The organism is Thioalkalivibrio sp. ALMg13-2, assembly GCF_000381185.1.
In the GTDB taxonomy this organism is placed as follows: domain Bacteria; phylum Pseudomonadota; class Gammaproteobacteria; order Ectothiorhodospirales; family Ectothiorhodospiraceae; genus Thioalkalivibrio; species Thioalkalivibrio versutus.
In genome coordinates, this window is the sequence record NZ_KB906108.1 from 40,801 (window position 1) to 65,736 (window position 24,936).

Here is a 24,936-nt window from a genome sequence, read left to right on the forward strand (position 1 = left end):
TTCTAACGGTTCGCGGGCATCCGGCTCAGCCGGACTGCCGCGAACCGTCCGCGATGACGTGGATGGGCCGTTCGATAGGCGAAGGGTTCGGCTCCGACCAGCGCCATTCGGTGATGTCGGTGCCGACCGGGACCATGGTGATGCAGTCCACCGGGCAGGGCTCGATGCACAGCTCGCAGCCGGTGCATTCTTCCTCGATCACGGTGTGCATCTGCTTGGCAGCCCCGAGGATCGCGTCCACCGGGCAGGCCTGGATGCACAGGGTGCAGCCGATGCAGATGTTCTCGTCGATGATGGCGACGGCCTTCTCCTGCTCTTCTTCCTCCAGCGGTGTGGGCTCGCGGTCGAGCAGGTCCGCGAGGGCACGCACGGTCGCCTGACCGCCGGGCGGACAGCGGTTGATGTCCGCTTCGCCCGCGGCGATGGCCTCGGCGTACGGGCGGCAGCCGGGATACGAGCACTGGCCGCACTGGGTCTGCGGCAGCAGGGCATCGATCTGATCGACGACTGGATCCGCCTCCACGCGAAAGCGCTGTGCGGCGAAGCCCAGAATCACCCCGAACACGGCGGCCAGGCCGCCGATCGCGAGGATGGCGTACAGCACGCTCACAGCCGTACCAGCCCGGAGAAGCCCATGAACCCCAGCGACATCAGCCCGGCGGTGATCATGGCGATCGCGCTGCCGCGGAACATCACCGGTACGTCGGCCACCGCGATCCGCTCGCGGATGGCGGAGAACAGGATCAGGACCAGCGAGAAACCGACCGCGGCGCCGAAGCCGTACAGGGCCGACTCGACGAAGTTGTGCGCCTCCTGGACGTTCAGCAGGGCGACGCCCAGCACCGCGCAATTGGTGGTGATCAGAGGCAGGAAGATGCCCAGCACGTTGTACAGCAGGGGCGAGGTCTTGCGCACCACCAGCTCGGTGAACTGCACCACGGCGGCGATCACCAGGATGAAGGCAATGGTGCGCAGGTACTCCAGCCCGAGCGGGAGCAGCAGGTATTCGTTGATCACGTAGGAGCTGACCGCGGACAACGTCAGCACGAAGGTCGTGGCCAGGCCCATGCCGGTGGCCGTCTCGACCTTGCGTGAGACCCCCATGAACGGGCACAGGCCCAGAAACTTCACCAGTACGAAGTTGTTCACGAGGATCGTACTGATGAGTATCAGGACGTATTCCACGTTAAATCCGAGTCGTCAGGTCAACAATACAGTATCCGGGAGTGGTACAGCGTACTCAACCCCGAGGGCTTCGTGGGTACCCGCTTTCTGCGGAGTGACCCCGTCTTTGGGCGGCTTCCAGGTGTGCGGCGGACAGCCTTCTTGTCAGCGGTCCTGAGTAAGAGACTAGCTGCCCTGCGCGCCCGCGGGCATGAGCGAGGTTAAGGGCCGTACCGGATGCGCGTCCTGCGCATTCGGGTCGGCCTCGGGCCGGGCGGTCATTAGCCAGGCCTGGTGCGCGCAATCGAGCTCGTCGCCACGCGCGGACAGGACCAGCACCGTCTCGGGCGTGCGGCCGATCTCTTCCGCCAGACGGCGGTAACTGCCGGCATCCCGCCGGCCCCCGATCCGGGTATCGAACAGCCCGTCCAGGCACTCTTCCACTTCCGGGTGCGGGCTGTGGCGCAGCCAGTCGCGCTGCACCGGGGCCGGGGTTGCGCCGAAACTGTAGAGGGCGACGCCGGCCGCGTGCAGGCGCACCAGGGCTTCGGCTGTGGCCGCGTCCAGTTGCGGCTGCAGCGCGCCGGCCTCCAGCGCGTCCGCCCAGACCATGCCCTGCAGTTGGCGCACCGGGGTAATGTCCTGGCCGCCGCGAATCCAGGCGCGGATCTGGGCGAGCAGGCCATCCGCGTCCAGCTCGCGCCCGGAGTAGGCGAGGATATCCGCCAGGGTGCGCTGTACCGCGGTGGACTCCGCGTGACGCTCGAGGAAGCCGGGCAGCGCCTCTTGGGCATGTGGCTCCAGCGTCTCGCGCAGCACGCCGGATGGGGCAAGGATCCCTTCGAAGGCCAGGATGATGGCCTGAGGCGCCGAATGCGCGGCAGAGGTGGCCATTACACGACGAGCTGGCGGGCCAGCGTCTCGCATTCGAACATGAACTCGAAGGCTTCGGTTCGCTGCATCGCCAGTTCTACGGTCTGACCCCAGGTGTAGAGGCCGTGCCCGTTGATCAGATACCCGGCGAGCTCCGGATTGCGCGTCATGGCGGCGTCGACCTGGGCGGCCAGCTGCTGCATGTCCGGGTGATTGGCAAACACCGGGATCTGGAGGCCGCGCGAGGGGTGTTCGCAACCCGGGAGTTCGCGCAGGGCCTCGTAGTCGCGCAGCAGCAGCGTCCCGGCGACCTGGCGCGAAAGCACCGTGCCGTGGACGCTGTGCGTGTGCAGCACGGCCCCCAGCTTGGGGTCGTGGCGGTACATGATGATGTGCAGGAAGGTCTCGGGGCCGGGGTCTCCGCTGCCGGAGATCAGGTGGCCTTCCAGATCGACGACCATGAAGTCGTGCGCATCCAGCAGATCCTTGCCGCGCCCGGGAGCGGTAATGACAATGTGCTGATCATCCAGGCGCGCGGAGAAGTGCCCGGTGCGCGCGGGGAGCCAACCGCGTTCCGCGAGCTCGCGTCCGGCGTCGGCCAGCAGGCGGACCTGTGCTTTGAATTCGGGGCTTTGTTCCATGCGTCCGGGGACCGAGAAAAGAGCGGCAGCTTACGCGAGCAACGGGCGCAAATCCATGGGCCGCGGGTGTTCTGCGTAAATCGCGCCGCCGGGGGCGAGCACTACTTGACGCGCATCCCGGGCCGGGCGCCGTCATCCGGATTCAGGATGTACAGCTCCGAGCCGCCCGGGCCGGCGGCCAGCACCATGCCCTCGGAGACGCCGAAGCGCATCTTGCGCGGGGCCAGGTTGGCGACCATCACGGTATGCCGACCGATCAAGGCCTCCGGCGCGTAGGCGGACTTGATGCCGGCGAATACCTGGCGCGTCTCGTCGCCGATGTCCAGGGTCAGCTTCAGCAGCTTGTCCGCGCCCTCGACGTGTTCGGCGTTGGCGATGCGCGCGATGCGCAGATCCACCTGGGCGAAGGTGTCGAAGTCGATGGTCGCGGCGATCGGGTCCACGGTCGCCTCCGGGGCGGCGTTGTCGGTGGCGCTGGAGGCCTCGGTCGCGGCCAGGGTGGCCTTCGACGCCTCCAGCAGCTTGTCGATGGTCTCCGCTTCGATGCGGGTCATCAGCGGCTTGAACTTCTGGATGCTGCGTCCGACCAGCGGCTCGCGGCTGGCCCAGCGGGTGTCTTCCAGATTCAGGAACTCGGCGGCATCGGCGGCCAGTTTCGGCAGCACCGGGGCGAGATAGACGATCAGGATCCGGAACAGGTCCAGCCCCTGGGTGTTGATCGCCTGGACCTCGGCCTCGCGGCCCTCCTGCTTCGCCAGGACCCAGGGCTGGGCCTCGTCGATGTACTGGTTGGCCTGGTCGGCCAGGGCCATGATGCGGCGCATCGCCTGGGCGAATTCGCGCTTCTCGAACGCCTCGGCGATCGCCTCGCCCTCGGCAACGAAGGCCTCGTGCAGGTCCGGGCGCGGGAGTTCCGCGGCCAGTTCGCCGTTGGAGCGCTTGTTGATGAAGCCGGCGCAACGGCTGGCGATGTTGACCACCTTGCCGACCAGGTCCGAGTTCACGCGCTGTACGAAGTCTTCGAAATTCAGGTCCAGGTCGTCGACGCTGTCGCCCAGCTTGGCGGCCAGGTAGTAGCGCAGGGATTCCGGGTTCAGGTGCTCCAGGTAGTCGCGCGCGCGAATGAAGGTGCCGCGCGACTTGGACATCTTCTGCCCGTTGACGGTCAGGAAGCCGTGGCAGAACACCGCCGAGGGGGTGCGATAGCCCGCACCGTGCAGCATGGCCGGCCAGAACAGGGTGTGGAAGTAGGCGATGTCCTTGCCGATGAAGTGATACAGCTCGGCGTCGGAGTCCGCCCCCCACCAGGCGTCGAAGTCCAGGCCCTGCTGCGCGGCGTAGGCGCGGAAGCTCGCCATGTAGCCGATCGGGGCGTCGAGCCAGACGTAGAAGTACTTGCCCGGCGCATCGGGGATCTCGAAGCCGAAGTAGGGTTTGTCGCGGGAGATGTCCCAGTCACTGAGACCGGTGTCGAACCACTCGTCCAGTTTGTTGCGGATCGCGTCCTGCAGGCGTCCGGAGCGGGTCCATTCGCGCAGGAAGGCCTCGAAGTCGCCGAGCTTGAAGAAGTAGTGCTCGGAGGCGCGCGACTCCGGGCGCGCACCGCTGATCGCGGAGACCGGGTCCTTCAGGTCCAGCGGGCTGTAGGTCGCGCCGCAGGCCTCGCAGGAGTCGCCGTACTGTTCCGCGGCGCCGCATTTGGGGCAGGTGCCCTTGATGAACCGATCGGGCAGGAACATCCCGGCCTCGGGGTCATAGGCCTGGTCGATGGTGCGGGTCTCGATATGTCCGGCATCGCGCAGCGCGGTGTAGATCTGCCCGGCCAGCTCGCGGTTCTCGTCCGAATGGGTGGAGTGGTAGTGGTCGAACCCGATGCGGAATTCGGCGAAGTCGGCCTCGTGCTCCTGGCGCACGCGGGCGATCAGTTCTTCCGGCTCGATGCCCTCGGCGCGTGCCTTGAGCATGATCGGCGTGCCGTGGGCGTCGTCCGCGCAGACATAGATGACCTCGTGGCCGCGCGCGCGCTGGAAGCGCACCCAGATATCGGTCTGGATGTACTCCACCAGGTGGCCCAGGTGGATCGGGCCGTTGGCGTAGGGCAGGGCGCTGGTGACGAGGATCTTGCGCGGGGTATCGGTCATTGCTTGGCTCGTTTGGGTGGCACCGGGCGCGGGTGCAGGGGCGCTATTGTCGGGTTTGGATCGCGGGTTGTCGAGGCGTGCCAAGGGCTCCGGCATGTTGTCCACAGAAGTTGTGGATAACTCTGTGGGCAACCCGGTGGAATCGGTCGCCAGGCCTTGCCACACAAGGCCGCATGACAAATTGGTTAAAAAACGACCAACACATAAGAAGTCAGGGAAAACAGTATCTTGAAGAACAATGGTGCAGCGACTTAGATGCTTGTTCGCCTATCTTGGCCGATGTTCCCTATCTTCAGGCCCTTTGTGCATAAAACCGTTGCAAGGGCCTTGACACCTGCCTTGATTCGCGCCTGCGGGGCTTCGGAAAGGACGGGTGGCTCGTGGTGCCATTGGCGTGGTGCACCGAGGCCAGTAGAATCGCGCGATCACTCCCAACATCGGATGCCACGTACCCATGGCCGAACTCGCGCGAGAGCAGATCGAAAACGCCCTGAAGACCGTTCAGGACAAGTACCTCGAGCAGGACCTGGTCGCCGCCGGCGAGGTCCGGGACATCCGCGTGGACGGTGCCCGTGCCGCGATCGATATCCAGATGGGGTATTCCGCTGCTGGGTACCACGACGAGCTGCGCGCCGCCATCCAGGGCGCACTGGCGGGTGTGGCCGGGCTCGAGTCCTCCGAGGTCACCATCAGCACGAAGGTCACGACCCACGCGGTGCAGAAGAGCCTGAAGCCGATGGCGGGGATCAAGAACATCATCGCCGTGGCTTCCGGCAAGGGCGGGGTGGGCAAGTCCACGACCGCGGTCAACCTGGCGCTGGCCCTGGTCGCCGAGGGCGCGCAGGTCGGTATCCTGGATGCCGACATCTATGGCCCCAGCCAGCCGCGCATGCTGGGGATCAAGGACAAGCCGGAATCCAAGGACGGCAAGAGCATGGAGCCGCTGGAGCGCCACGGCGTGCAGGCGATGTCCATTGGTTTCCTGATCGACGAGGACACGCCAATGATCTGGCGTGGCCCGATGGTTACCCAGGCGCTGGAGCAGCTCCTGAACGAGACCAACTGGAAGGAGCTGGACTACCTGATCATCGACCTGCCGCCGGGTACCGGTGACATCCAGCTCACCCTGTCGCAGAAGATCCCGGTCTCCGGTTCGGTGATCGTGACCACGCCGCAGGACATCGCGTTGCTGGATGCGCGCAAGGGCCTGCGCATGTTCGAGAAGGTCGAGGTGCCGGTGCTCGGCATCATCGAGAACATGAGCATCCACATCTGCTCGAAGTGCGGCCACGAGGAATACATCTTCGGCCAGGGCGGCGCCGAGGGCATGGCGGAGGAATACGGCGTGGATCTGCTGGGTGCCCTGCCGCTGGACATCCGCATCCGCGAGCAGGCGGACGGTGGCGAACCCACCGTGGTCGCCGACCCGGAGGGCCGCATCACGGAGATCTACCGCGAGATCGCACGGCGCACGGGTGCCAAGCTGGCTGAGCAGTCCAAGGACTACAGCAGCAAATTCCCCAACATCGTGATCCAGGACAACTGATCCGGTGCGCCACCAGGGACAGGGCCAATGAGCATCAAGGCGGACCGCTGGATTCGGGAGATGGCCGAGACGAAGGGCATGATCGAGCCCTTCGAGCCCGGCCAGATCCGCTACCGCGACGAGCAGCGGATCGTGTCCTACGGGACCTCGAGCTACGGCTATGACGTGCGGTGCTCCGATCACTTCAAGATCTTCACCAACATCAACTCCAGCATTGTCGACCCCAAGGGCTTCGACGAGGGCAGTTTCGTGGACGTGCAGTCGGACTGCTGCATTATCCCGCCGAACTCCTTTGCCCTGGCGCATACGGTCGAGTACTTCCGCATCCCGCGCGATGTGCTGACCATCTGTCTGGGCAAGTCGACCTACGCGCGCTGCGGCATCATCGTGAACGTGACCCCGCTGGAGCCCGAGTGGGAGGGCCACGTGACGCTGGAGTTCTCCAACACCACGCCGCTGCCCGCCAAGATCTACGCCAACGAGGGCGTGGCGCAGATGCTGTTCCTGCAGTCCGACGAGGTCTGCGAGACCTCCTACAAGGACCGCGGTGGCAAATACCAGGGCCAGCGCGGCGTCACTCTCCCGCGCACCTGACCCAACCCTTCAAGTACGGAGTAGGCCCGCCATGCGTATCGTGATCGCGCTGGGCGGTAACGCCCTGCTGCAACGCGGCGAGACCCCCTCGGCCGAGGCCCAGCAGCACAACGCCCAGCGTGCGGCGGCAGCCATCGCGGCCGTGGCGCGCGAGCACGAGGTGGTCGTCACCCACGGCAACGGGCCGCAGGTGGGGTTGCTCGCCAATCAGGCGGAATGCGATCGCATCGCCTGGCCGCTGGATGTGGTCGGGGCCGAGAGCCACGGCATGATCGGCTACATCCTGGCGCGGGAGCTGCATAACGCGCTGGGCCATGACCGGGTGGCAAGCTTGCTCACCCAGACCGAGGTCGACCCGAACGACCCCGCCTTCGACCACCCGGAAAAGTTCATTGGCCCGACCTGGGGTGCGGCCCGCGCCCGCGCGCTGGCCGACGAGCGCGGCTGGGACGTGGCACCAGACGGCGAGGGCTGGCGGCGGGTGGTGGCGTCGCCGGAGCCGCAACGCCTGCTGGGTATGGAGGCCGTCCGCAGTCTCGTGGATGGCGGGTCGGTGGCGATCTGTGCCGGGGGCGGCGGCGTACCGGTCGCGCGTGATGGCGACGGGCGTCTATACGGCATCGAGGCCGTGGTGGACAAGGACCTGACGGCCGCGCGCCTGGCCGCGCATGTCGGGGCGGACTGGCTGTTGATGATGACCGATGTCGACGGCGTCTACATGGACTGGGGCACGCCGGACGCCCGGCGCCTGAAGGCGCTTCTGGTTACGGCCGTGGAGCCGGCAGCGTACCCGGGCGGTTCCATGGGGCCCAAGATGGAGGCTGCACGGCGCGCTGCCCAGGGCGGCATTCGGGTCGGGATCGGTTCGCTGGAGGACGCCGCGGCTATCCTGGCCGGGCAGGCGGGGACCCGGATCCTGCCGGTGGGCGCCGCCTGAAGCCCTTGCCGGAACCCCCGCCTGTTACACTCGATGTTGCACGCTCGCCGCAGAGTTTGCAGGCTTCGAGTACATATGGATCAAGAGTGAAGATGATGCGAGAGATTCAGCGAGCCGCCCCCCTGGTGATCGGTCTGACGGCCGTGGGTCTGCTGGCGCTAGGCTGCGGCAGCGGCGAGCCGGAGGAGTCGGCCGGCCCCGCCCAGGGCCTGGAGCAGGGCGGCATCACGCCGCAGGACATGTCCAGTGACGAGGCGCGGCGCCCGCAGCAAAGTGGCATGCCCGCCGCGGACGTGAAGCGCGCAACCGACTGATTGGATCGCTGTCCTGCGGGGATTCCCCTGCGGGTCACCACATGAGGTCGTCGGGTACCACGTAGTCCTTGTATGGGTCGTCCGGGGCAGGTTCCGATCCGGTTTCGTCCTCGGCGGGGATGACCAGTGGCCATTCCGGATCGCGCTCGCGGATGCGGTCGGCGGTCTCGCGCGGGATGACCCGGAACCCCTTTTCCGGGCGCACATCCAGGCCGGCAAGCGCGGCGCGGCCGTCGGCCAGGCGCTTTTGCAGGTCGGCGGTCACCGGGAGGTGGCGGATCTGCCCGCCCTGCTGGAAGTGATAATCCAGCGCGGCATCGCCGGTGGGAATCGGCGCCAGGTGGGTGCTGACCAGTTCGCGGATTTGCGCGTGGCGGGCCCGGCGTTCGGCACGTTCCTGCTGTTCGCGGTTCTTCTGTCGCGAACGCTCGGCCTGCTCGGCCTTGCGCGCTTCGGCCACGCCCGGGTCTGGACCCGTGTTGCGGTCCTTCTTCTTCTTCGCGTTCCCCTTCTGGGCCTTGTGCTTTTGCGACTTGGCCTGGCGAACCTGTTTTTCGTCGACCAGCCCCGTTTTCAGGAGCTGGCTGCGCAGATCATCCGACATGAATCCTGCCGTGTTCGGTCAATGTGCGGGGAGGATAGCCGGAATGCGGCCTTGCGTGCACCACGTGCTGTTCAGGCGGCCGTGAACTCGCGCAATCCGTCGCGGATCTCGGCGTCCGGCAGGTCGGGGAACAGGGTGTGCAATCGGCGCTGGCGGTCGATGGCGAATGCGGGGGTGGTCTGCGGCGCCAGGCGCCGGGCCTCCGCGAGCAGTTGCAGGCCGGCGAGCCGCTCGCTTTGAAGCTCCAGTGCCAGCACCGCGCGATAGAGCGCGTTGCGCTCGGGGGTGTGGAGCCGCCGGCGCAGTGCGCGGAGGCGTTCGGTGGAGGATGACTGCCAGCGCCGGGCCGTTTGCCGCAGTACGCGCCATTGCGAGGGTCCGAGGGGCTGCGGGTACCACAGGGCAAACAACGCCAGCATCACGTCCACGCCAAATTCGTCCTGCCAGCGCATCAGACGTTCGCGAACGGTGGGATCGACCCACAGTGCGTCGGCGAATGCCCAGAAGGCGTCGAAGTCCGTGGCCGGCTCCGGGGTGTCCCCGGCTTCAGGCACTGCTCGCGGCGGAGGTGAAGGTGACCCCGGCCGTGTTGCGCAGGCCCTCGGGCTGGAGGATCTCCAGGTCCCGGGTGTGCAGGTTGATTACGCCCTGGTTGCGCAGCTGAGTAAACAGCCGGCTGATGGTTTCCTGGGTCAGGCCCAGGTGGTTGGCGATGTCTGCCCGGGACATGGGCAGGTAGAACCGTTCGGGGGACAGGCCGCGGGCGCGATGACGCTCCGACAGGGCGATCAGGAAGGTCGCCAGACGCTGCTCCGCGGTACGTTGGCCGAGCAGGGCGTGCAGGCTTTCGTCCTGGGCCAGTTCCTGGCTCATCACGCTCATCATGTGCTGGCGGAAGGTCGGCAGGCGGCCGGCGAGGTCGTCGACATGCCCGTAGGGCACGGCGCAGACGCTGGTGGACTCCAGCGCAATGGCACTGACCGGATGCTTGCCGGAGTGGATCGCGTCCAGCCCCAGGAGGTCGCCGGCCAGCGCGAAGCCGGTGATCTGTTCGGTCCCGTCATCGGAGATCAGCACCGTTTTCAGTGCCCCGGTGCGGACCGCGTACAGCGCTTCGAACTTGGTCCCCATGGTGAACAGGGGCGCACCCTTGGCGATCGGCCGGCGTTGCTGGACGATTTGGTCGAGTTGCCAGAGTTCATCCTGGGGCAGGCCCATAGGCAGGCAGAGCTGGCGGAGGGTGCAGTGCTGGCAGGCTTGAGTGGGTCGTAGCGTCATGGGTGCAGGGTAGCCGTTTTTTCGACGTTGGGGAAAGCGATTTTCGGGGTATGCCATCGGGGGCGGGAATGCGGTACTGTCCCCAAGAGTTGTAGGCGATTACAGAAGGTTTTGCCGTCGGTCAGGGGGTCGCGCCCCGAGATGACTCGGGGTCCCCTCCCTCCGACGGCTGCGTGGACAATGCGGGCCATCGGTAATTAGACTGAGTCTAAAAGCTTCGGCATGGTGAGGGTCGGCATTACGCGTGGGGGCTGAGAGACCCGACTGCCAGAACAAGGACAGGGGTAGCGATGATCGAGCGGTTACTGGAGCAATACATACGCTACGGGACCTTCGTGCTGCGGCATCCGGATGGCCGTGAGCAGCGTTTCGGGAACGGCGCGCCGGAAGTCACCATGCAGGTGCATGACAAGGCGGCGTTGCGCAAGATTGGGCGCGACCCGGGCTTCCAGCTGGGCGAGACCTACATGGACGGCCTGTGGTCGCCCGGCCCCGAGGGCCTGCAGGTGTTCCTCGACGTGGCCATGCGCAACTTCGCGCCGATGTTCAAGCAGCGGGTCAACCCTGCAGTGCGCATGCTGCGGGCCCTGATCGAGCAGGGCAACAAGGTGGCGCGCTGCTACCAGAACATCGCCCATCACTACGACGTCGATGAGTGGCTTTATCGTCAGTTCCTGGACGAGGGCATGTTCTACAGCTGCGCCTATTTCGAGCGCCCGGATATGACGCTGGAAGAGGCGCAGCAGGCCAAGTGCGCAATGCTGCGCAAGAAGCTGATGCTGGAGCCGGGGATGCGCGTGCTCGACATCGGTTGCGGCTGGGGCGGTCTGGCCTTCCATCTCGCCGAGCATGCCGACGTGCAGGTAGACGGCGTGACGCTGTCGAAGGAGCAGCTGCGGGTTGCCCGTGACGAGGCCAAGCGTCGGGGGCTCGAGGATCGAGTGCGGTTTCTCTATCAGGACTACCGCGAACACGAAGACCAGTACGACCGCATCGTGAGCGTCGGCATGTTCGAGCATGTGGGCACGCCCAACTACGAGACGTTCTTCCGGCGCGTGCATGATCTGCTGAAGCCGGAAGGCATCGCGGTGCTGCACACCATCGGGCGGCAGGAACCACCGGGGACCTCCAACCCCTGGCTGAGCAAGTACATCTTTCCGGGCGGGTATACGCCGGCCCTGTCCGAGGTGATGGGCGCGCTGGAGCCCACGCCGCTGTGCACCACCGATATCGAGTTCTGGCGCCTGCATTACGCCGAGACGCTGGCCGAGTGGTATCGCCGCTTCCAGACGGTACGGGCCGAGGCCGTCGAACGCTTCGATGAGCGTTTCTGCCGCATGTGGGAGTTCTACCTGGCCAGTTGCGAGGGCACCTTCCGCTGGTGGGATCAGGTGGTGTTCCACGTGCAGATGGCCAAGCAGCAGGATGCGGTGCCGCTGACCCGCGATTACCTCTATCGGGACGATGCCCCCGAAGTGATCTCCACACCGCCCGGGAAGGCCCGGGCACAGCGCAGCGACGCCGCCTGAGGGCGCATCGGACGCGCCGGGCCGCTCGCGCGAGTATCGCCCGGCGCGCGCGAACCGAACACGGTTTCCCTACACTAAGGGGAGCGTTGCGGCCATGCCGGCGGTAACCACCCATTCCGGAGCAGGTGCGCGTGTTCGGTCGCTTTCGTAAACGCAGGGAGGCACAGGGCCAGGAAAGCCCGCAGGCCGGCGGACCGTCACAGGAGCACGTCCTGATCGAGGCGGCCGGGCGCAGCCGCATTACAGAGGTGGCTGCCACCGCACGGCGCGTACCCTGGTCGCTGAACTTTCTCCAGTTGCTGTGGGCCGCCGGGCCGGTCACGTTCCTGGCGATGCAGGGCGGCTACTTCCTCGGTTTCGGCCACGCCGCCCCGGCACAGAACTTCATCTTCTTTGCCGTTTACACCCTGCTGTTCGGGGTCATCGGCCTGGTCGCGCGCTTCGTCGCGGATGCCACACGGGGCAAGCGCCAGGAGCGCTCGCGCGATCAGCTGCGCAACACCATCGACTTGCTGCCGGATCTGCTGTTCGTTACCCGCGACCTGGCGATGGGCGAGATGACCCCGGACATGCGCCGGCGCAAGGCAGCCCAAGTCCTGCTGCACGAAGTGGATATCGCCCCCGAGGCCGTGGCGGTCGCGGTGCGCGAGATGACCGGCGATGCCAGCCTGGCGGCCGCCGCGGAGCAGATCGAGATTTATCGTCGCCTGGGGCTGCGCTCGCGCGTCGCGGATCTGGTGGATGCGACCGAGGACTCCCGGCTCGCGGCCCTGGAGAAGCTGCACCACGAGGCGCCGGAGGTTGCGGATCTCCTGCGCGATCGCCTGCGGGGCGTGGCGCCAACCCAGGAGGACGGTGTCCGCCGGGTGGATCAGTTCCTGGATCGACTGTTCTCCGCCGCGGACGCCGATGACCTGGCGCGTTGCACCCTCGACGATGTGCAAGCGATCTTCGTGTTGGCCTTCGAGCTGGTGAACGGACGCCAGATCAAGCGGCTGAGCTTCGAATGGTCGGGGGGCTGGCAGCTCGGGGCGGCCCTGGACCGCCTCGAATCCCAGGGCAACCGCTTCCGTGTGGCTCAGGCCGGGGTGGTCAGCCGCCTGCGCTCGCTCGGCATCCTGCTGTCCCAGCACGAGGCGTCGGGCCTGGATCCACAGGCGCTGCGCGAGCCGGTCGTCAGCCTGGGTCGTCAGGTGCTGGAGGCGGTGCAGCGTCTGGAGGATCTCGAACCTTCGGAGAATTCGCCGGATGGGCAGATGCTGGGGCTCGCCCTGCGTCGGGTCGAGGACCTGCGCGAGGCGCGCGATCAGCTGATGCAGGCGCAAAGCCGCTACACCAACGCCGTGGAACGCTGGGAGGCCCTGCGCCGGGCGCAGGTCGAGAAGCGCGGCGAGAAGCGCTGGTTCAAGCGCAGCGTGCGCGGCATCCGGGTGAGCGAGGAGCTGATCGAGCTGACCGACGACCAGAAGCTGAAACTGGCCAGCCACTTCTGCTCTTTCCTCAAGGAACTCAAGATCGAGCGCGAGGGTGACCTGTTTTACTTTGGCGGCTCGGCACTGGATGCGGAGACTGCCAAGCGGATCGGGATCCAGCTCGCCTTGATCATGGAGCCGCTGGTGGATCTTACGAATCCCAGTATCCAGCGCGCGATCTATGCCAACCCCGCGGCCTATCTGGGCGGGCTCTACGTGGGCATGAGCGCGGATGCCAAGGCAGGCCTGGGCTCGGCCATGGTGCGCAAGGTCCGGCAGGATCTCGGGCGCATGGCCGAGTGGCTGGCGCTGCGCCTCACACGCATTTATCACCTGCCATTGAGCGATCCCATGCGTGACTTCCTGGTCGATCACTACGGCGCCAATCGCGAGCGCCTGGACATGCTGGCCACCCACCCCGGGGACGAGTCGCATCCGGTGGCTTTACGCGCCGAGCGCTCCCCCGAGTTCGACGCCATGTTGCAGGACAAGACCTGGGGTCTGCTGCTCAAGCGCGGGACCCGCTACCTGTACGCGGAGGAACGGCGCCGCCGCTGATCGGCATCGATATGCGAGCCTGCTAGCGTCACTCGGGATCGCGTGGGGGGGGGGCTCGGCTGGTAATTTTGCGCCCAACTGTGTAGGGTTCGCTGCGTTCCTCGGTGCCCGACCAAGCACGGCTTGGCGGGTTAAACGGGAAGATCGGTGAGTCTCCGACGGGCCGCAAGGCCCTGGGATGAATCCGACGCTGCCCCCGCAACGGTGATCGAGCGAGAGACCGCCAGTCGGTTTCTGATGGTCGCGGCCAGTGCCACTGAACATGATGTTCGGGAAGGCGCCGCACCGGACGCTCGTCAGCCCGGAGACCGGCCAGGGAATGATCGCGCGGCATGCGGCGGGCATGCGAGGCGGATGATCGTGCCGGGCCGTTCGCCGGTCCTGGCCGATCCCCCTCGTGTCTGTCTCCCCCTGTCTGCGCGATCCCGACGAATCAACGGCGTGCGGGCGGCTCGCCGGGAGACACGGACGACATGAAACGCACAGCACTTTCCTCGGCCATCCTGCTGGCCATGACCCCCGCCCTGGCACACGCCCAGGACGCACCCGAAACCGAAGCCCAGACCCTCGACACCGTCCAGGTGACGGCGACGCGCGTCGCCCAGACCGTCGACGAGACGCTCGCATCGGTCACCATAATCGACCGTGAAGAGATCGAGCGGCTGCAGCCCAAGCAGTTCACCGATCTGCTCGAAGGCCGCGCGGGGATGGAAACCTCCCAAAACAGCGCTTTTGGCAAGACAACGTCCGTCTATACCCGCGGGACGAATTCCGATCACACCTTGTTGCTGGTCGATGGAGTCCGTATGGGTTCCGCCACCACAGGTGGCGCGAGCTGGCAGTTCCTACCGTTGGAGGAGATCGAGCGGGTCGAGATCGTGCGCGGGCCCCGAACCAGTGTCTACGGTTCCGACGCCATCGGCGGGGGGGTGCAGGGGTTTACTCGTGAAGGCCGCAAGGGACCGCCGAAGGTCAACGCGTTTGTCGGCGGGGGTAGCTTCAACACCTGGGAAGCAGGTGTCGGCGTGGCCGGAGGCACTGATAGCACTAGCTACAGTTTCTCGATCAGCCACTTTGATACTGACGGCATCAATGTCCAGGACGACTTTGGGGATGATGACCCTAATGGATATGACAATACCTCGCTTTCGACTAAGGTCTCGCACCGGCTGGAAAATGGGATCGAGGTCTTCGGCAGTATTCTTTACTCCGAAGGTGAGTCGGAATTTGATAGTACAGAGGGGCGCGATTACACCGATTATGTCCATGCTGCGGTCCGTGGCGGTGTTCGTTTGGCCATCACGGATCGTTGGGAAACGGAGGTCAGTTTAACGCACAGCAGGGATGAGAACGATCGTTATAATGATGGAAGCTTCGCGTCGCGTTATAACACCACTCGGGATTCCATAGACTGGCTGAACGAGATCGCGTTGACGGATCGTCTGTTCTTGACGGCTGGCCTGGATGCGCGGGAAGACCGTATTGAAGTCGACGATCCTGGCTTTTTCGGAACGGAAAAGTACGAGGAAAACAGCCGTTACAACGTGGGCAGTTACGCCTTGCTCCAAGCGGAACTAGGGGATCATCTCCTAGAGGGTTCGCTGCGTCACGACGACGACGAGCTTTTTGGTGACAAGACTACCGGACAGATTGCCTGGGGGTTGCAGGCCACTGACGCGCTGCGCCTGCGAGCCTCCTACGGTACTGCTTTCAAGGCCCCCACCTTCAACGAGCTTTACCATCCGGATATCGGATGGTACCGGGGTAATCCGGATCTTGTTCCAGAGGAATCTGAGACTTTCGAGATTGGAGCCAGGTACTCGGCTGGAGGAGCTTACCTCGATGTTTCCGTGTTCGAAACTCGCGTTGATGACTTGATCCAAAGTCAATGTGTCGCAAATTGTGACGCTGAACAGTTTTTTATGATGGTCAATGAACCGGCCAACATTAATGAGGCGCGTATTCGTGGCCTAGAGATCGAAGGTGGCCACGATTTTGGACTGTGGACTTCCCGAGCTTCGCTGACTCTGGTTGATGCGAAGGATCGTGAGACTGGGAACGAGCTCCAGCGGCGTTCACCTGTAACCGCCCGTTTTGACTTGGATCGGCAATTCCAGGACTTCTTGCTCGGAGGGTCCGTGATTGGGAAGAGTCGTTCGTATAATGATGCCGGCAATGAACATCGGCTCTCTGGGTATGGTCTGATGAACCTTCGTGCGGGTTACCAGATCGATCCGGAGTGGCGAATCGAGGCCTCGGTCGACAACGTGTTCGACAAGGATTACGAGACCGTGGGCGGGTACAACCAGCCGGGGCGGGCCGCCTTCGTGAAACTCCGCTACCAGCAGAGGTAAGAACATGGGTAATCGACTGTCGAAGATCGCGACCCGCACGGGTGATGAAGGCCGAACCGGCTTGGGTGATGGGTCGCGCGTGGACAAGGACTCGCATCGCGTCGAGGCCTTCGGAGATGTGGATGAGCTGAACAGTGTGATCGGCCGGTTGCTGACGCACGTTCTGCCCGAAGAGGTTCGCCGCTCGCTGGCGCTGGTGCAGCACGAGCTGTTCGACCTGGGGGCGGAACTGGCGGTGCCGGGGCATCAGGCGTTGCCGGATGCGTCGGTGGAGCGTCTGGACGTGGAGCTCGAGTCCTTCAACGACGATCTGCCGGCCCTGAAGGAGTTCATTCTCCCGGGCGGCGGGCCGGCCTCGGCTGACTGTCATATCGCCCGCACGGTCTGCCGGCGCGCGGAACGGCGTCTTGTCGCGCTCAACCACCACGAAGCGCTGCGCCCGGGTTCGCTGGCCTACATCAACCGGCTGTCGGATCTCCTTTTCGTGCTTTGTCGCGTCCTCGCGCGCCACGAGAACGGCGAAGAGATCCTCTGGCAGCCGGCCAGCCAGCGCGGCTGACGCGCTCGTCTGATCGGCGTCGCTGCGGCGGCGCCTGATTCCCATTGCAACGGTCGCGGGCGTGTCGAGTACGCGCCTCGCGGCCCCTTGCGCCTGTTTTTCGGGAAGTCTCCATGCGTTTGCGTTGCACAATTCTGATGGCTTTGGCGTTTTTTTTATTCGGGGTCGGCACGGCCGGGGCCGGACCGCTGGTAGTGGGCGTCGTCTCCGATCGCTCGGCGGCGGAGGTCGCCGCCGGGGCGCATCGCTTCCTTGAGGCCTATCCGGAGGCGGAGGTCGTACTGCGCACCCCCGAGCAGCTCACGGACAAGTCGGACGAGGCGGTGTCGACGCTGTGGCGCGAGGCCGATGCGGTACTCGTCGCGGCCGTCTTCGGGGATCAGGCCGCGCGCCTCGATCGTCTGTTGCGGGAGGCCTCGCCGCCCGAGGGAGCGCCGATTCTGGCCATTAACAGTGTGCGCCACCTGACGGCGTTGTCGCGGATCGGCGGCGAGTCCGTACTCGCGGGCCTCGATGACGAGGTGCGCACCGAACTGGCGGCCAACCCCGAACCGGGCGAGGACCCGCGCGCGCACCTGGCCCAGCAGCAGGAGCGCTTCCCCGAACAGGCGGACTGGCTGACCGGGCGCGCGTTCTACCAAGGGCGCACGCCGGAGAACATGGAGGGCCTGATGCGCTGGCTGGCCGCGCACGGCGGCCACGCGATCGACGTGCCCGATCCGGACCCGCGCGAGACCATCCGTTATTACCGTCATGGCGGTTCCAGTCCCGATCCGGACGCTCTCGACCTGGAGGCGGGTCCGGCCGTGGCGCTGCTGGATCTGGATACCGGTGACCGGCCGGGCGACCGCGCCCTGCTGGATGCGGCCTGTGAGGCCTTAGAGAACCGCGATATCCAGTGTTTTGTGGTGCTCGCGCGGTGGGGCGGGGCGAGCCGCGAGGCAGTCGAGACCCTGGAGAACGTGACCGGGCCGGCGGATCTCGCGGGGATCGTGAGCCTGCAGGACTTCGTGGTCGGCGGGGGCGGCAACCGCGAGGCGGTGGCCGAGGCCTTCGGCGAGCTGGATGTCCCGGTGATCAAGGGCATCCGACTGGCGGACGTGAGCGCGACCCAGTGGCGGCTGTCGCACGAAGGAATCCCCTGGGACAAGGTGCACTACCACGTGGCCATGCCGGAGTTGCAGGGCATAAGCCAGCCGATGGTGCTGGCGGCCGCGGGCGCCCCGGAACAGGACGAACGCACGGGAGTGCGCCTGACCATGACCGGGCCGATCGGCGAGCGCGTCGAGGCCCTGGCGGACCGGGTGGCAAGCTGGCAGCGGCTGCGCACCCTCGACAACGCGGACAAGCGGGTCGCGGTTGTCTACTACAACCATCCGCCAGGTCGCCAGAACATCGGCGCGGACAAGCTGGATGTTCCCGAGTCGTTGCTGGAGATCCTGCAGAACCTGGAGGCGGCCGGCTATGACCTGGGTGGCGAAGTGCCGGAGGATGCCGAAGCCCTGCTGGACATGATCCAGGACCGGGCGGTGAATCTCCCGGAGCAGGCAGATGCGCTGGACGCGATCGCCGGCCGGGTGGCCGCGCTCGATCGCGAGCAGTACCAGGCCTATTTCGACGCCCTGCCGGAGTCGATCCGGGCCGAGCTGGTGGATGGCCCGATCGGCTACCTGCAGGCGCGCCTGGAGGCGGCCAAAGCCGCCGACGAGATCGATTTGGCACAAGCCGCGCTGGAAAGCGGTGTCGGTGATCTGCGCCACATGCTCGAGAGTTATCCGCACGCGGCCCAGGATCGGGCGCTGGATCTGCTCGCACAATTCGAGGCGGCCTGGGAGGCCACGCTGGCGGGGGAAGACGCGCACGCGACGACCGAGCAACTGCGCAAGGCCCTGGTGCGCACGGGCATCCCCGGCCTGACCGGCTGGGGCGAGCCGCCGGGCGAGGCGATGACCCGCGACGGCGAGATGCTGTTCCCGGGGATCGAGTTCGGCAACGTGTTCATCGGCCCGCAGCCGCCGCGCGGCTGGGAGGTCAGCGAGCGCCTGCTGCACGCCAACACCACGTTCCCGCCGACCCACCAGTATGTCGGTTTCTACCACTGGATCCGCGATCACTTCGAGGCGGATGCACTGGTCTATGTCGGGCGCCACTCGACCCGCGAATTCCTGCCGCGGCGGCGGGCGGGGCTGGCGCCGGATGATTACCCCGAGATCCTCGGGGGCGCCCTGCCAATCATCTATCCCTACATCGTCGATGGCGTGGGTGAGGGCATCCAGGCCAAGCGCCGGGCCATGGGCGTGATGATCAGCCACCTGACCCCGCCACTGGCGGCCACCGAGCTGTACGACAGTCTGCTGGAGCTGCGCCAGCTGGTGGAGACCTACGAGGCGGCCGCGCAGCCGGATGCCGCGACACGTTCGCGGGCGGCCCAGACCCTGCGCGAACGTATCGAGGATCTCGGCCTGACCGAGACCATCGAGCACGAACTGGCCCGGGGCCATCATCATGACCACGGGCACCACCATGACGAACACGGGCATCACCACGACGGTCATCATGATGAACCCGATTCCGGGCACGGCGAAGGTCACGAGGATGATCACGGCGACGAGTCTCGGGATGCGGATCATCACCGGGAACATGGGGATGAAGCGCACGAACATGCCCATGAGCATGACCACGAGAACGAGCATGCGGACGAGGGTCATGACGACCACGGAACCACCTCGCTCACGGAGATGGACGAGGAGCTTCTGGTCCACGAGATCGGCCACTACCTGACCGACATGCAGGAAGACCAGATGCCGCTGGGGCTGCACGTGTTCGGGCGCGACTGGAGCGACGAGGCCGTGGACACCATGCTCGAGTCGATGGCGGGTGACGACGCGGTCGGCGACGACTGGGACGCGAAGCTGCGTGGGTCCCCGGCCAGTGAACGCGCACATCTGCTGGCGGCACTGGAGGGACGTTTCGTGCCACCGGGGCAGGGAAACGATCCGATCCGCACGCCGGAGGTGTTGCCGACCGGGCGCAACTTCCATGCGCTGGCGGCGGATCTGGTGCCCACGCGCATTGCCTGGGGCATTGGCCAGGAACTGGCCGCGGATGCCCGTGAGCACGGCGATCCCGAGGCCGACGGCAGCGAGGCGATCATCCTCTGGGCGTCGGATACCGTGCGCGATGAGGGCGTGATGATCGCCTTCGGCATGGATATGCTGGGCATTCGCCCGGCCTGGAACAGTCGCGGGATTGTCCAGGGACTGGAGCGCATGGACCTCGACGAGGCGGAGCGTGACCGCCGTCGCGATGCCCTGTTCACCACCTCCGGTTTGTTCCGCGACCTCTACGAGGACCAGCTGGTGTGGCTGGATCGTGCCGCTCGCCTCGCGCTGGATGGCTCGTCCGAGATCATTCTTGCGGAATACCCCGAGCTGGAACCGGCACTGGAGGCGGCCCTGGCCCCGCTGGGGCAGGACCTGCGCGATCCGGGCGACGAGCCGCTGGCGCGCAACGACGTGGCCGCGCAGTGGGTGGAGGACACCCAGGCCCTGCGTGCGGCCGGGCTCGATGGCGCCGGGGCCGGGCAGCAGGCGGCCCTGCGCGTGTTTGGCTCCGCGCCCGGTGCCTACGGCGCGGGGGTCAACCGGCTGGCGGATCGCTCCGGCGCCTGGGAGGACCGCGCCGAACTGGGTGCGGCCTACCTGCGGCGCATGGGCCATGCCTACGGAGCGGATGAGTCCGGTGGCTCTGCGCACGAGGCCTTCGAGGCCCGTCTGGGCCAGGTCGGGCGGACCTACCTCGGGCGCGCCTCGCATCTCTACGGCCTGCTGGACAACGACGACGGGTTCGACTTCCAGGGCGGTCTGTCCACCGCGGTCGAGAGTATCCGCGGCGAGGTGCCGGACAACCGCGTGCTGCAGCACGCCGATCCGGACGACCCGCGGGTGGAGACCCTGGGCCGCGCGCTGATGCGCGAATTGCAGGGGCAGAACCTGAACCCGCAGTGGATCGAGCCGCTGATGGATCACGGCTATGCCGGGGCCCGCACCATGGCCCGGGACTTCGTCGACAACCTGTGGGGCTGGCAGGTGACCAACCCGGAGATCATCCGTTCCTGGGTCTGGGACGAGGTGCACGACGTGTATCTGCAGGATCGCCACGGGCTGGGGATGCAGGAGTTCCTGGCCGACGGCCACAACGTGCACGTGAAGACCCACCTGCAGGCCGTGCACCTGGTTGCGGCCAGCCACGGATTCTGGGACGCCGATCCCGAGGTGCTGGATGCATTGTCCGAGCGCTTCGCGGAACTGGTCGCCGAGCACGGCCTGCCCGGCAGCGGTCACACGCGCCCGGATCATCCCATGCTGGACGAGGTGGCCGAGCGCCTGGACGACGCCGAGCTGCGCGCGGCCTTCGAGGCGGTGCGGGCGGCCGCGCAGATCGACCGGGCGGAGCCCGAGGCCGACCCCAGTCGCGTCACCGAGATCCAGCCGCTGGAAGACCCTACCGCGCAGGAGGTGCAGGAGATCCCTGAGCCGGCCGAGGCCGACGGCGGCCAGGAGACCGGCGATGAGGCGGCGGGCATGCCCTGGCTCCCCTGGCTGGTTGCCGCTGCGCTGTTCCTGCTGCTGCTCGGCGGCATCGCCGCCGGCCGCCGCCGATAACGCTCGCTGGATATTTGGCCCGTAGGAGCCTGCTGGCAGGCGAACCGACCATGCCCTGGCGGTCTCTGGCGGGTGCTTCGCCTGCCAGCAGGCTCCTACAGGGCCGGTGTCATGAGTGAACGAAGGGTAACGAGGTAAACCGAATGTCTTTCTCGATCACGATGGAGCTGATGGACACCGTGGTGCGCTGGCTGCTGGAGCCAGTGATCGTTGGCCTGCTGGTGCTGGTCGCGGTCGCCGTCTGGGAGCTCGGGCTGGCACTGGGTGAACGCTCCGGTGGGTTACGCCGTCTGGAATTGAGCGGCGATGCCGAACGCCTCGCTTACCGTGCCCGGCGGCGCATCGACCGCGCCGATCTGCTGGCGCGCATCGGCCCGATGCTCGGGCTGATGGGGACGTTGATCCCGCTGGGTCCGGGGCTGGCCGCGATGGGCCGGGGCGAACTGGAAATCCTCGCCCAGGCCGTTACGGTGGCCTTCAATACCACGGTGCTGGGACTGCTGGTCGGCATTCTCGGCTTCCTGCTCGGGCGCCTGCGTCGCCGCTGGTATGACGCGGCGATGGAGCGTATGGAGGCGGCGGCATGAGGGTCCCGCACTACCGCGCCTCGCGCTTCGACGCGCCCGACGAGGAGCCGATGGGCCCGCTGGCCAATCTGGCCGACATCATGCTGGTGTTTGCCGTCGGCCTGATGGTGGTGATGGCCGCATCGGGCGGCGGGTTGGAGCCGGCCAGTGGCGGCGCCGAGATCGAGCCCGGGCGCGAGATCCCGGACCCGCCCGAAGGGGCCGGCGAGGCCGGCTCGGGTTTCGAATCCATGGGGCAGGTCTACCGCGATCCGGAGACCGGACGGATGATCCTGATCGGCGAATAGCCACTCTAGGCGCCGTCCGAATGCCCGTATGACGCAACGAATCAAGGAGTAACAGAACGATGAGCGAAGACACCGAAGCGGCTCGCGCCGAACGCCACGCCCAGCGCATGGCGCGCAAGAAGGAGGTCGTGGACCGCAAGATCGCCGAAGCCCAGGAGGAGAAGGGGGTGTTCCTGATCCTGACCGGCAACGGCAAGGGCAAGAGCTCCTCCGGCTTCGGCATGGTCGCCCGTGCCCTGGGGCACGGCATGCAGGTGGGCATCGTCCAGTTCATCAAGGGGCAGTTCGCCACCGGCGAGGAGGCCTTCTTCCGCGGTCAGGACAACGTGCAGTACCACGTGATGGGCGAGGGCTACACCTGGGAGACCCAGGACCGCGAGAAGGATGTCGAGGCCGCCCGCGATGCCTGGGCGCATGCCCGCGACATGCTGCGCGACCCGAACGTCGATCTGGTGCTGCTCGACGAGCTGCACATCGCGCTGAAATACCAGTACCTCGACGTGGCCGAGGTCCTCGAAGAACTGGCCAACCGCCCGCCGATGCAGCACGTGATCACCACCGGCCGCGCCGCGCCCAAGGCGATGATCGAGGCGGCCGATACCGTCAGCGAGATCGGTGTGGTCAAGCACGCCTTCCAGGCCGGCATCAAGGCGCAAAAGGGGATCGAGCTGTGAGCGTGAGCTGTCCCGCCGCGTTCGTGGCGGCCCCGGCCTCGGGCCAGGGCAAGACCACGATCACCGCCGCCATCGCTCGCTACCACCGTAACCAAGGCCGGCGCGTGCGCGTGTTCAAGACCGGCCCGGACTTTCTCGACCCGATGATCCTGGAGCAGGCCTCCGGCCACCCGGTGGATGCGCTGCATCTGTGGATGGTGGGCGAGGCCGCCTGCCGGGCGATGTTGTACGAGGCGGCACAGACGTCCGACCTGATCCTGGTGGAGGGATCGATGGGGCTGTTCGACGGGGATCCCTCCGGCGCGGATCTGGCCCAGGCCTTCGGGTTGCCGATCCTGGCGATCCTGGATGCCAGCGGTATGGGTCAGACCTTCGGGGCGCTGGTGCACGGCTTGTCGACCTATCGCCCGGGCTTGTCATTCGCCGGCGTGATCGCCAACCGGGTGGGCAGCCCGGGGCATGCCCGGATGCTGGAGGACTGCACCCCGGACGCAATCCGCTTCTTCGGCGCCGTGCAGCGCAACGAGACGCTGAGTGTCCCGGATCGTCACCTGGGCCTGGTCCAGGCGGGCGAGATCGCCGACCTGGATGCGCGGCTGGAGGCCGCGGCGGCTGCGATCGAAGAGGCCGGCGTGACGGGCCTCCCGGAGCCCGTGACCTTTCATCCGGAAGCGATCGCGCCGATCACGGCGACCCTGTCCGGCGTACGCGTCGCGATTGCACGGGATGCGGCCTTCGCGTTCATGTATCCGGCCAATCTGCGGCTGCTGGAGAAGATGGGCGCCGAACTGCGGTTCTTTTCCCCGCTTGCCGGGGATGGGCTGCCGGAGGCCGATGCCGTCTGGCTCCCGGGCGGCTACCCCGAGTTGTATCTGGATCAACTGGCCGCCAATACCGCTCTGAAGTCGGACCTGGAGGCCCACCATGCGGCCGGTCGCCCGATCCTGGCGGAGTGCGGGGGCTTCCTCTATCTGCTGGATGAACTGGCGGACCGCGAGGGCCACACCGCGGCCATGGCCGGACTGGTGCCGGGCAAGGCCCAGCTGGCGGACCGCTTGCAGGGCTTGGGTCTCCAGGCGGCCCCGCTGCCGGAGGGCGAGTTGCGCGGACATACCTTCCACCACACCCGCTCCGAGGTCGGCCTGGAACCTTACGACCATTGCTGGCGGGCCCGCGGGACGGGGTCGCAGGGGGAGGCGATCTATCGCGATGGTCGCCTGAGCGCGACCTATCTGCACGCCTGGTTCCCGTCTAACCCCGAGGCCACGGCGCAGCTGTTTCGGCCATGAGTGATGCGCAGCGGGATAATGTGACGCGGATCGGACCGGGGGCACGCGCCGGGGCCAGCATCCGGCTGGGCGGCGAGCGGCGGGCCGGCTGCGTGGATCTGGTCGGTGCGGGTCCGGGCGATCCGGGGCTGCTGACACTGGACGCGGTAGCCGCGATGCAGCACGCCGACATCCTGCTGCACGACCGCCTGATCCCGGATGCGATCCTGGATCTGGCGAACCCGGAGGCGCAGCGGCTGTACGTGGGCAAGGCACGCTCACGGCACAGCTGCGATCAGGAGGACCTGAACGAGCGCATGATCGCGTTGGCGCGGGAGGGGCACTACGTGGTGCGCCTGAAGGGTGGGGACCCGTTCGTCTATGGTCGCGGCGGCGAGGAGGCGGCGGCGATCGCCGCGGCCGGGATCCCGGTCCGCATCGTGCCGGGGATCACCGCGGCGGGTGGCTGCGCGGCGTATGCCGGGATCCCGTTGACCCATCGCGATCATGCCTATCGCTGCCAGTTCGTGACCGCCCATCGCCGCGCCGGCGAGACCGATCTGGACTGGGCCTCGCTGGTCCATCCGCAGCAGACCCTGGTCGTCTACATGGGGCTGCACACCCTGGCCGAGGTCTGCGGCGAGATGATGGCGGCGGGCGCGGATGGCGCGATGCCGGCCGCGTTGGTGGAGCAGGGCACGCGCCCGACGCAGCGCGTCATCGAGGGCACGCTGGCGGACCTTCCCGCGCGGGTTGCGGATCTGGCCATCCAGTCGCCCGCGTTGCTGATCGTGGGCGAGGTGGTGCGCCTGCGCGAGACGATTGCCACGCCGGGCTTCGAGCCCGGGCCGGGGACGCATGAAGTCGGCTGATCGCTACAGTGCGGAGGGCG

At 66.7% G+C, this 24,936-nt stretch carries 22 protein-coding genes and 1 riboswitch; of the genes, 14 read left to right on the plus strand and 8 right to left on the minus strand.

Annotation, left to right across the window (positions count from 1 at the left end; genetic code table 11):
- Positions 1-25 precede the first annotated feature (25 nt).
- From rsxB to metG, 5 genes are all read right to left on the minus strand, one after another.
- On the minus strand, positions 26-610 hold the full coding sequence (rsxB, locus tag F618_RS0107695; RefSeq protein ID WP_018146037.1) for an electron transport complex subunit RsxB: 585 nt from the start codon (positions 608-610) through the stop codon (positions 26-28).
- Positions 607-1,185 (minus strand): electron transport complex subunit RsxA, encoded by a 579-nt coding sequence (gene rsxA, locus F618_RS0107700; RefSeq protein ID WP_018146036.1) that lies wholly within the window; start codon positions 1,183-1,185, stop codon positions 607-609. Before rsxA ends, rsxB begins: the two co-directional genes overlap by 4 nt.
- A 165-nt stretch (positions 1,186-1,350) precedes the next feature.
- Entirely contained in the window at positions 1,351-2,058 is a 708-nt protein-coding gene (locus F618_RS0107705; RefSeq protein WP_019568223.1) for a hypothetical protein, read from the minus strand.
- Positions 2,058-2,678, minus strand: coding sequence for a methylthioribulose 1-phosphate dehydratase (gene mtnB / locus F618_RS0107710; protein ID WP_018938699.1), 621 nt, complete (start codon positions 2,676-2,678; stop codon positions 2,058-2,060). Before mtnB ends, F618_RS0107705 begins: the two co-directional genes overlap by 1 nt.
- Before the next feature lie 101 nt (positions 2,679-2,779).
- Positions 2,780-4,819 (minus strand): methionine--tRNA ligase, encoded by a 2,040-nt coding sequence (gene metG / locus F618_RS0107715; protein ID WP_019568224.1) that lies wholly within the window; start codon positions 4,817-4,819, stop codon positions 2,780-2,782.
- A 454-nt stretch (positions 4,820-5,273) separates the two neighbouring features.
- On the opposite strand from metG, the gene apbC reads away from it, so the two are divergent.
- The 4 genes from apbC (at position 5,274) to F618_RS0107735 (ending at position 8,210) form a co-directional block, all read left to right on the plus strand.
- Positions 5,274-6,365: an iron-sulfur cluster carrier protein ApbC gene (apbC, locus tag F618_RS0107720; RefSeq protein ID WP_018146032.1), complete on the plus strand. Its 1,092-nt coding sequence runs from the start codon at positions 5,274-5,276 to the stop codon at positions 6,363-6,365.
- A gap of 27 nt (positions 6,366-6,392) precedes the next feature.
- Entirely contained in the window at positions 6,393-6,959 is a 567-nt protein-coding gene (gene dcd / locus F618_RS0107725) for a dCTP deaminase (RefSeq protein WP_018146031.1), read from the plus strand.
- Between the two features lie 31 nt (positions 6,960-6,990).
- Complete coding sequence (locus tag F618_RS0107730; RefSeq protein ID WP_019568225.1) at positions 6,991-7,896, plus strand: carbamate kinase; 906 nt, start codon at positions 6,991-6,993, stop codon at positions 7,894-7,896.
- A gap of 95 nt (positions 7,897-7,991) precedes the next feature.
- Entirely contained in the window at positions 7,992-8,210 is a 219-nt protein-coding gene (locus F618_RS0107735; RefSeq protein WP_026287977.1) for a hypothetical protein, read from the plus strand.
- Between the two features lie 34 nt (positions 8,211-8,244).
- Here F618_RS0107735 and F618_RS0107740 read toward each other — a convergent pair whose 3' ends face one another.
- From F618_RS0107740 to fnr, 3 genes are all read right to left on the minus strand, one after another.
- A complete protein-coding gene (locus tag F618_RS0107740; RefSeq protein WP_018146028.1) occupies positions 8,245-8,814 on the minus strand; it encodes a DUF2058 domain-containing protein in 570 nt (189 codons plus the stop codon).
- A gap of 71 nt (positions 8,815-8,885) precedes the next feature.
- A complete protein-coding gene (locus F618_RS0107745; protein ID WP_019568226.1) occupies positions 8,886-9,368 on the minus strand; it encodes a DUF2390 domain-containing protein in 483 nt (160 codons plus the stop codon).
- The gene (gene fnr, locus F618_RS0107750; RefSeq protein WP_038071415.1) at positions 9,361-10,092 is read right to left on the minus strand and encodes a fumarate/nitrate reduction transcriptional regulator Fnr; all 732 of its coding nucleotides are present in this window, start codon (positions 10,090-10,092) and stop codon (positions 9,361-9,363) included. The genes F618_RS0107745 and fnr overlap by 8 nt, the downstream gene beginning before the upstream one ends.
- A 290-nt stretch (positions 10,093-10,382) precedes the next feature.
- Here fnr and F618_RS0107755 point away from each other — a divergent pair, with 290 nt between their 5' ends.
- The 10 genes from F618_RS0107755 (at position 10,383) to cobA (ending at position 24,916) form a co-directional block, all read left to right on the plus strand.
- Complete coding sequence (locus F618_RS0107755) at positions 10,383-11,621, plus strand: cyclopropane-fatty-acyl-phospholipid synthase family protein (RefSeq protein ID WP_019563166.1); 1,239 nt, start codon at positions 10,383-10,385, stop codon at positions 11,619-11,621.
- 131 nt (positions 11,622-11,752) lie between these two features.
- Complete coding sequence (locus tag F618_RS0107760) at positions 11,753-13,651, plus strand: hypothetical protein (protein ID WP_019568228.1); 1,899 nt, start codon at positions 11,753-11,755, stop codon at positions 13,649-13,651.
- A gap of 85 nt (positions 13,652-13,736) precedes the next feature.
- Positions 13,737-13,983: riboswitch (cobalamin riboswitch) on the plus strand.
- Between the two features lie 141 nt (positions 13,984-14,124).
- Positions 14,125-16,005 (plus strand): TonB-dependent receptor domain-containing protein, encoded by a 1,881-nt coding sequence (locus F618_RS0107765; protein WP_019568229.1) that lies wholly within the window; start codon positions 14,125-14,127, stop codon positions 16,003-16,005.
- A gap of 4 nt (positions 16,006-16,009) precedes the next feature.
- Positions 16,010-16,564 carry a cob(I)yrinic acid a,c-diamide adenosyltransferase gene (locus tag F618_RS0107770; RefSeq protein ID WP_019563163.1) on the plus strand — a complete coding sequence of 185 codons (555 nt, stop codon included), beginning with the start codon at positions 16,010-16,012 and terminating at the stop codon, positions 16,562-16,564.
- A 113-nt stretch (positions 16,565-16,677) separates the two neighbouring features.
- Positions 16,678-21,228, plus strand: coding sequence for a cobaltochelatase subunit CobN (locus F618_RS0107775; RefSeq protein ID WP_026331186.1), 4,551 nt, complete (start codon positions 16,678-16,680; stop codon positions 21,226-21,228).
- A 143-nt stretch (positions 21,229-21,371) separates the two neighbouring features.
- Positions 21,372-21,815 carry a MotA/TolQ/ExbB proton channel family protein gene (locus F618_RS0107780; RefSeq protein ID WP_019568231.1) on the plus strand — a complete coding sequence of 148 codons (444 nt, stop codon included), beginning with the start codon at positions 21,372-21,374 and terminating at the stop codon, positions 21,813-21,815.
- The gene (locus F618_RS0107785; RefSeq protein ID WP_018169471.1) at positions 21,812-22,102 is read left to right on the plus strand and encodes a DUF2149 domain-containing protein; all 291 of its coding nucleotides are present in this window, start codon (positions 21,812-21,814) and stop codon (positions 22,100-22,102) included. Before F618_RS0107780 ends, F618_RS0107785 begins: the two co-directional genes overlap by 4 nt.
- A gap of 59 nt (positions 22,103-22,161) precedes the next feature.
- Entirely contained in the window at positions 22,162-22,776 is a 615-nt protein-coding gene (cobO, locus tag F618_RS0107790) for a cob(I)yrinic acid a,c-diamide adenosyltransferase (protein ID WP_018169472.1), read from the plus strand.
- Positions 22,773-24,065, plus strand: a complete 1,293-nt coding sequence (locus F618_RS0107795; protein ID WP_018169473.1) for a cobyrinate a,c-diamide synthase — start codon at positions 22,773-22,775, stop codon at positions 24,063-24,065. Before cobO ends, F618_RS0107795 begins: the two co-directional genes overlap by 4 nt.
- Positions 24,062-24,916 carry a uroporphyrinogen-III C-methyltransferase gene (gene cobA / locus F618_RS0107800; RefSeq protein ID WP_019563159.1) on the plus strand — a complete coding sequence of 285 codons (855 nt, stop codon included), beginning with the start codon at positions 24,062-24,064 and terminating at the stop codon, positions 24,914-24,916. Before F618_RS0107795 ends, cobA begins: the two co-directional genes overlap by 4 nt.
- Positions 24,917-24,936: the final 20 nt, after the last annotated feature.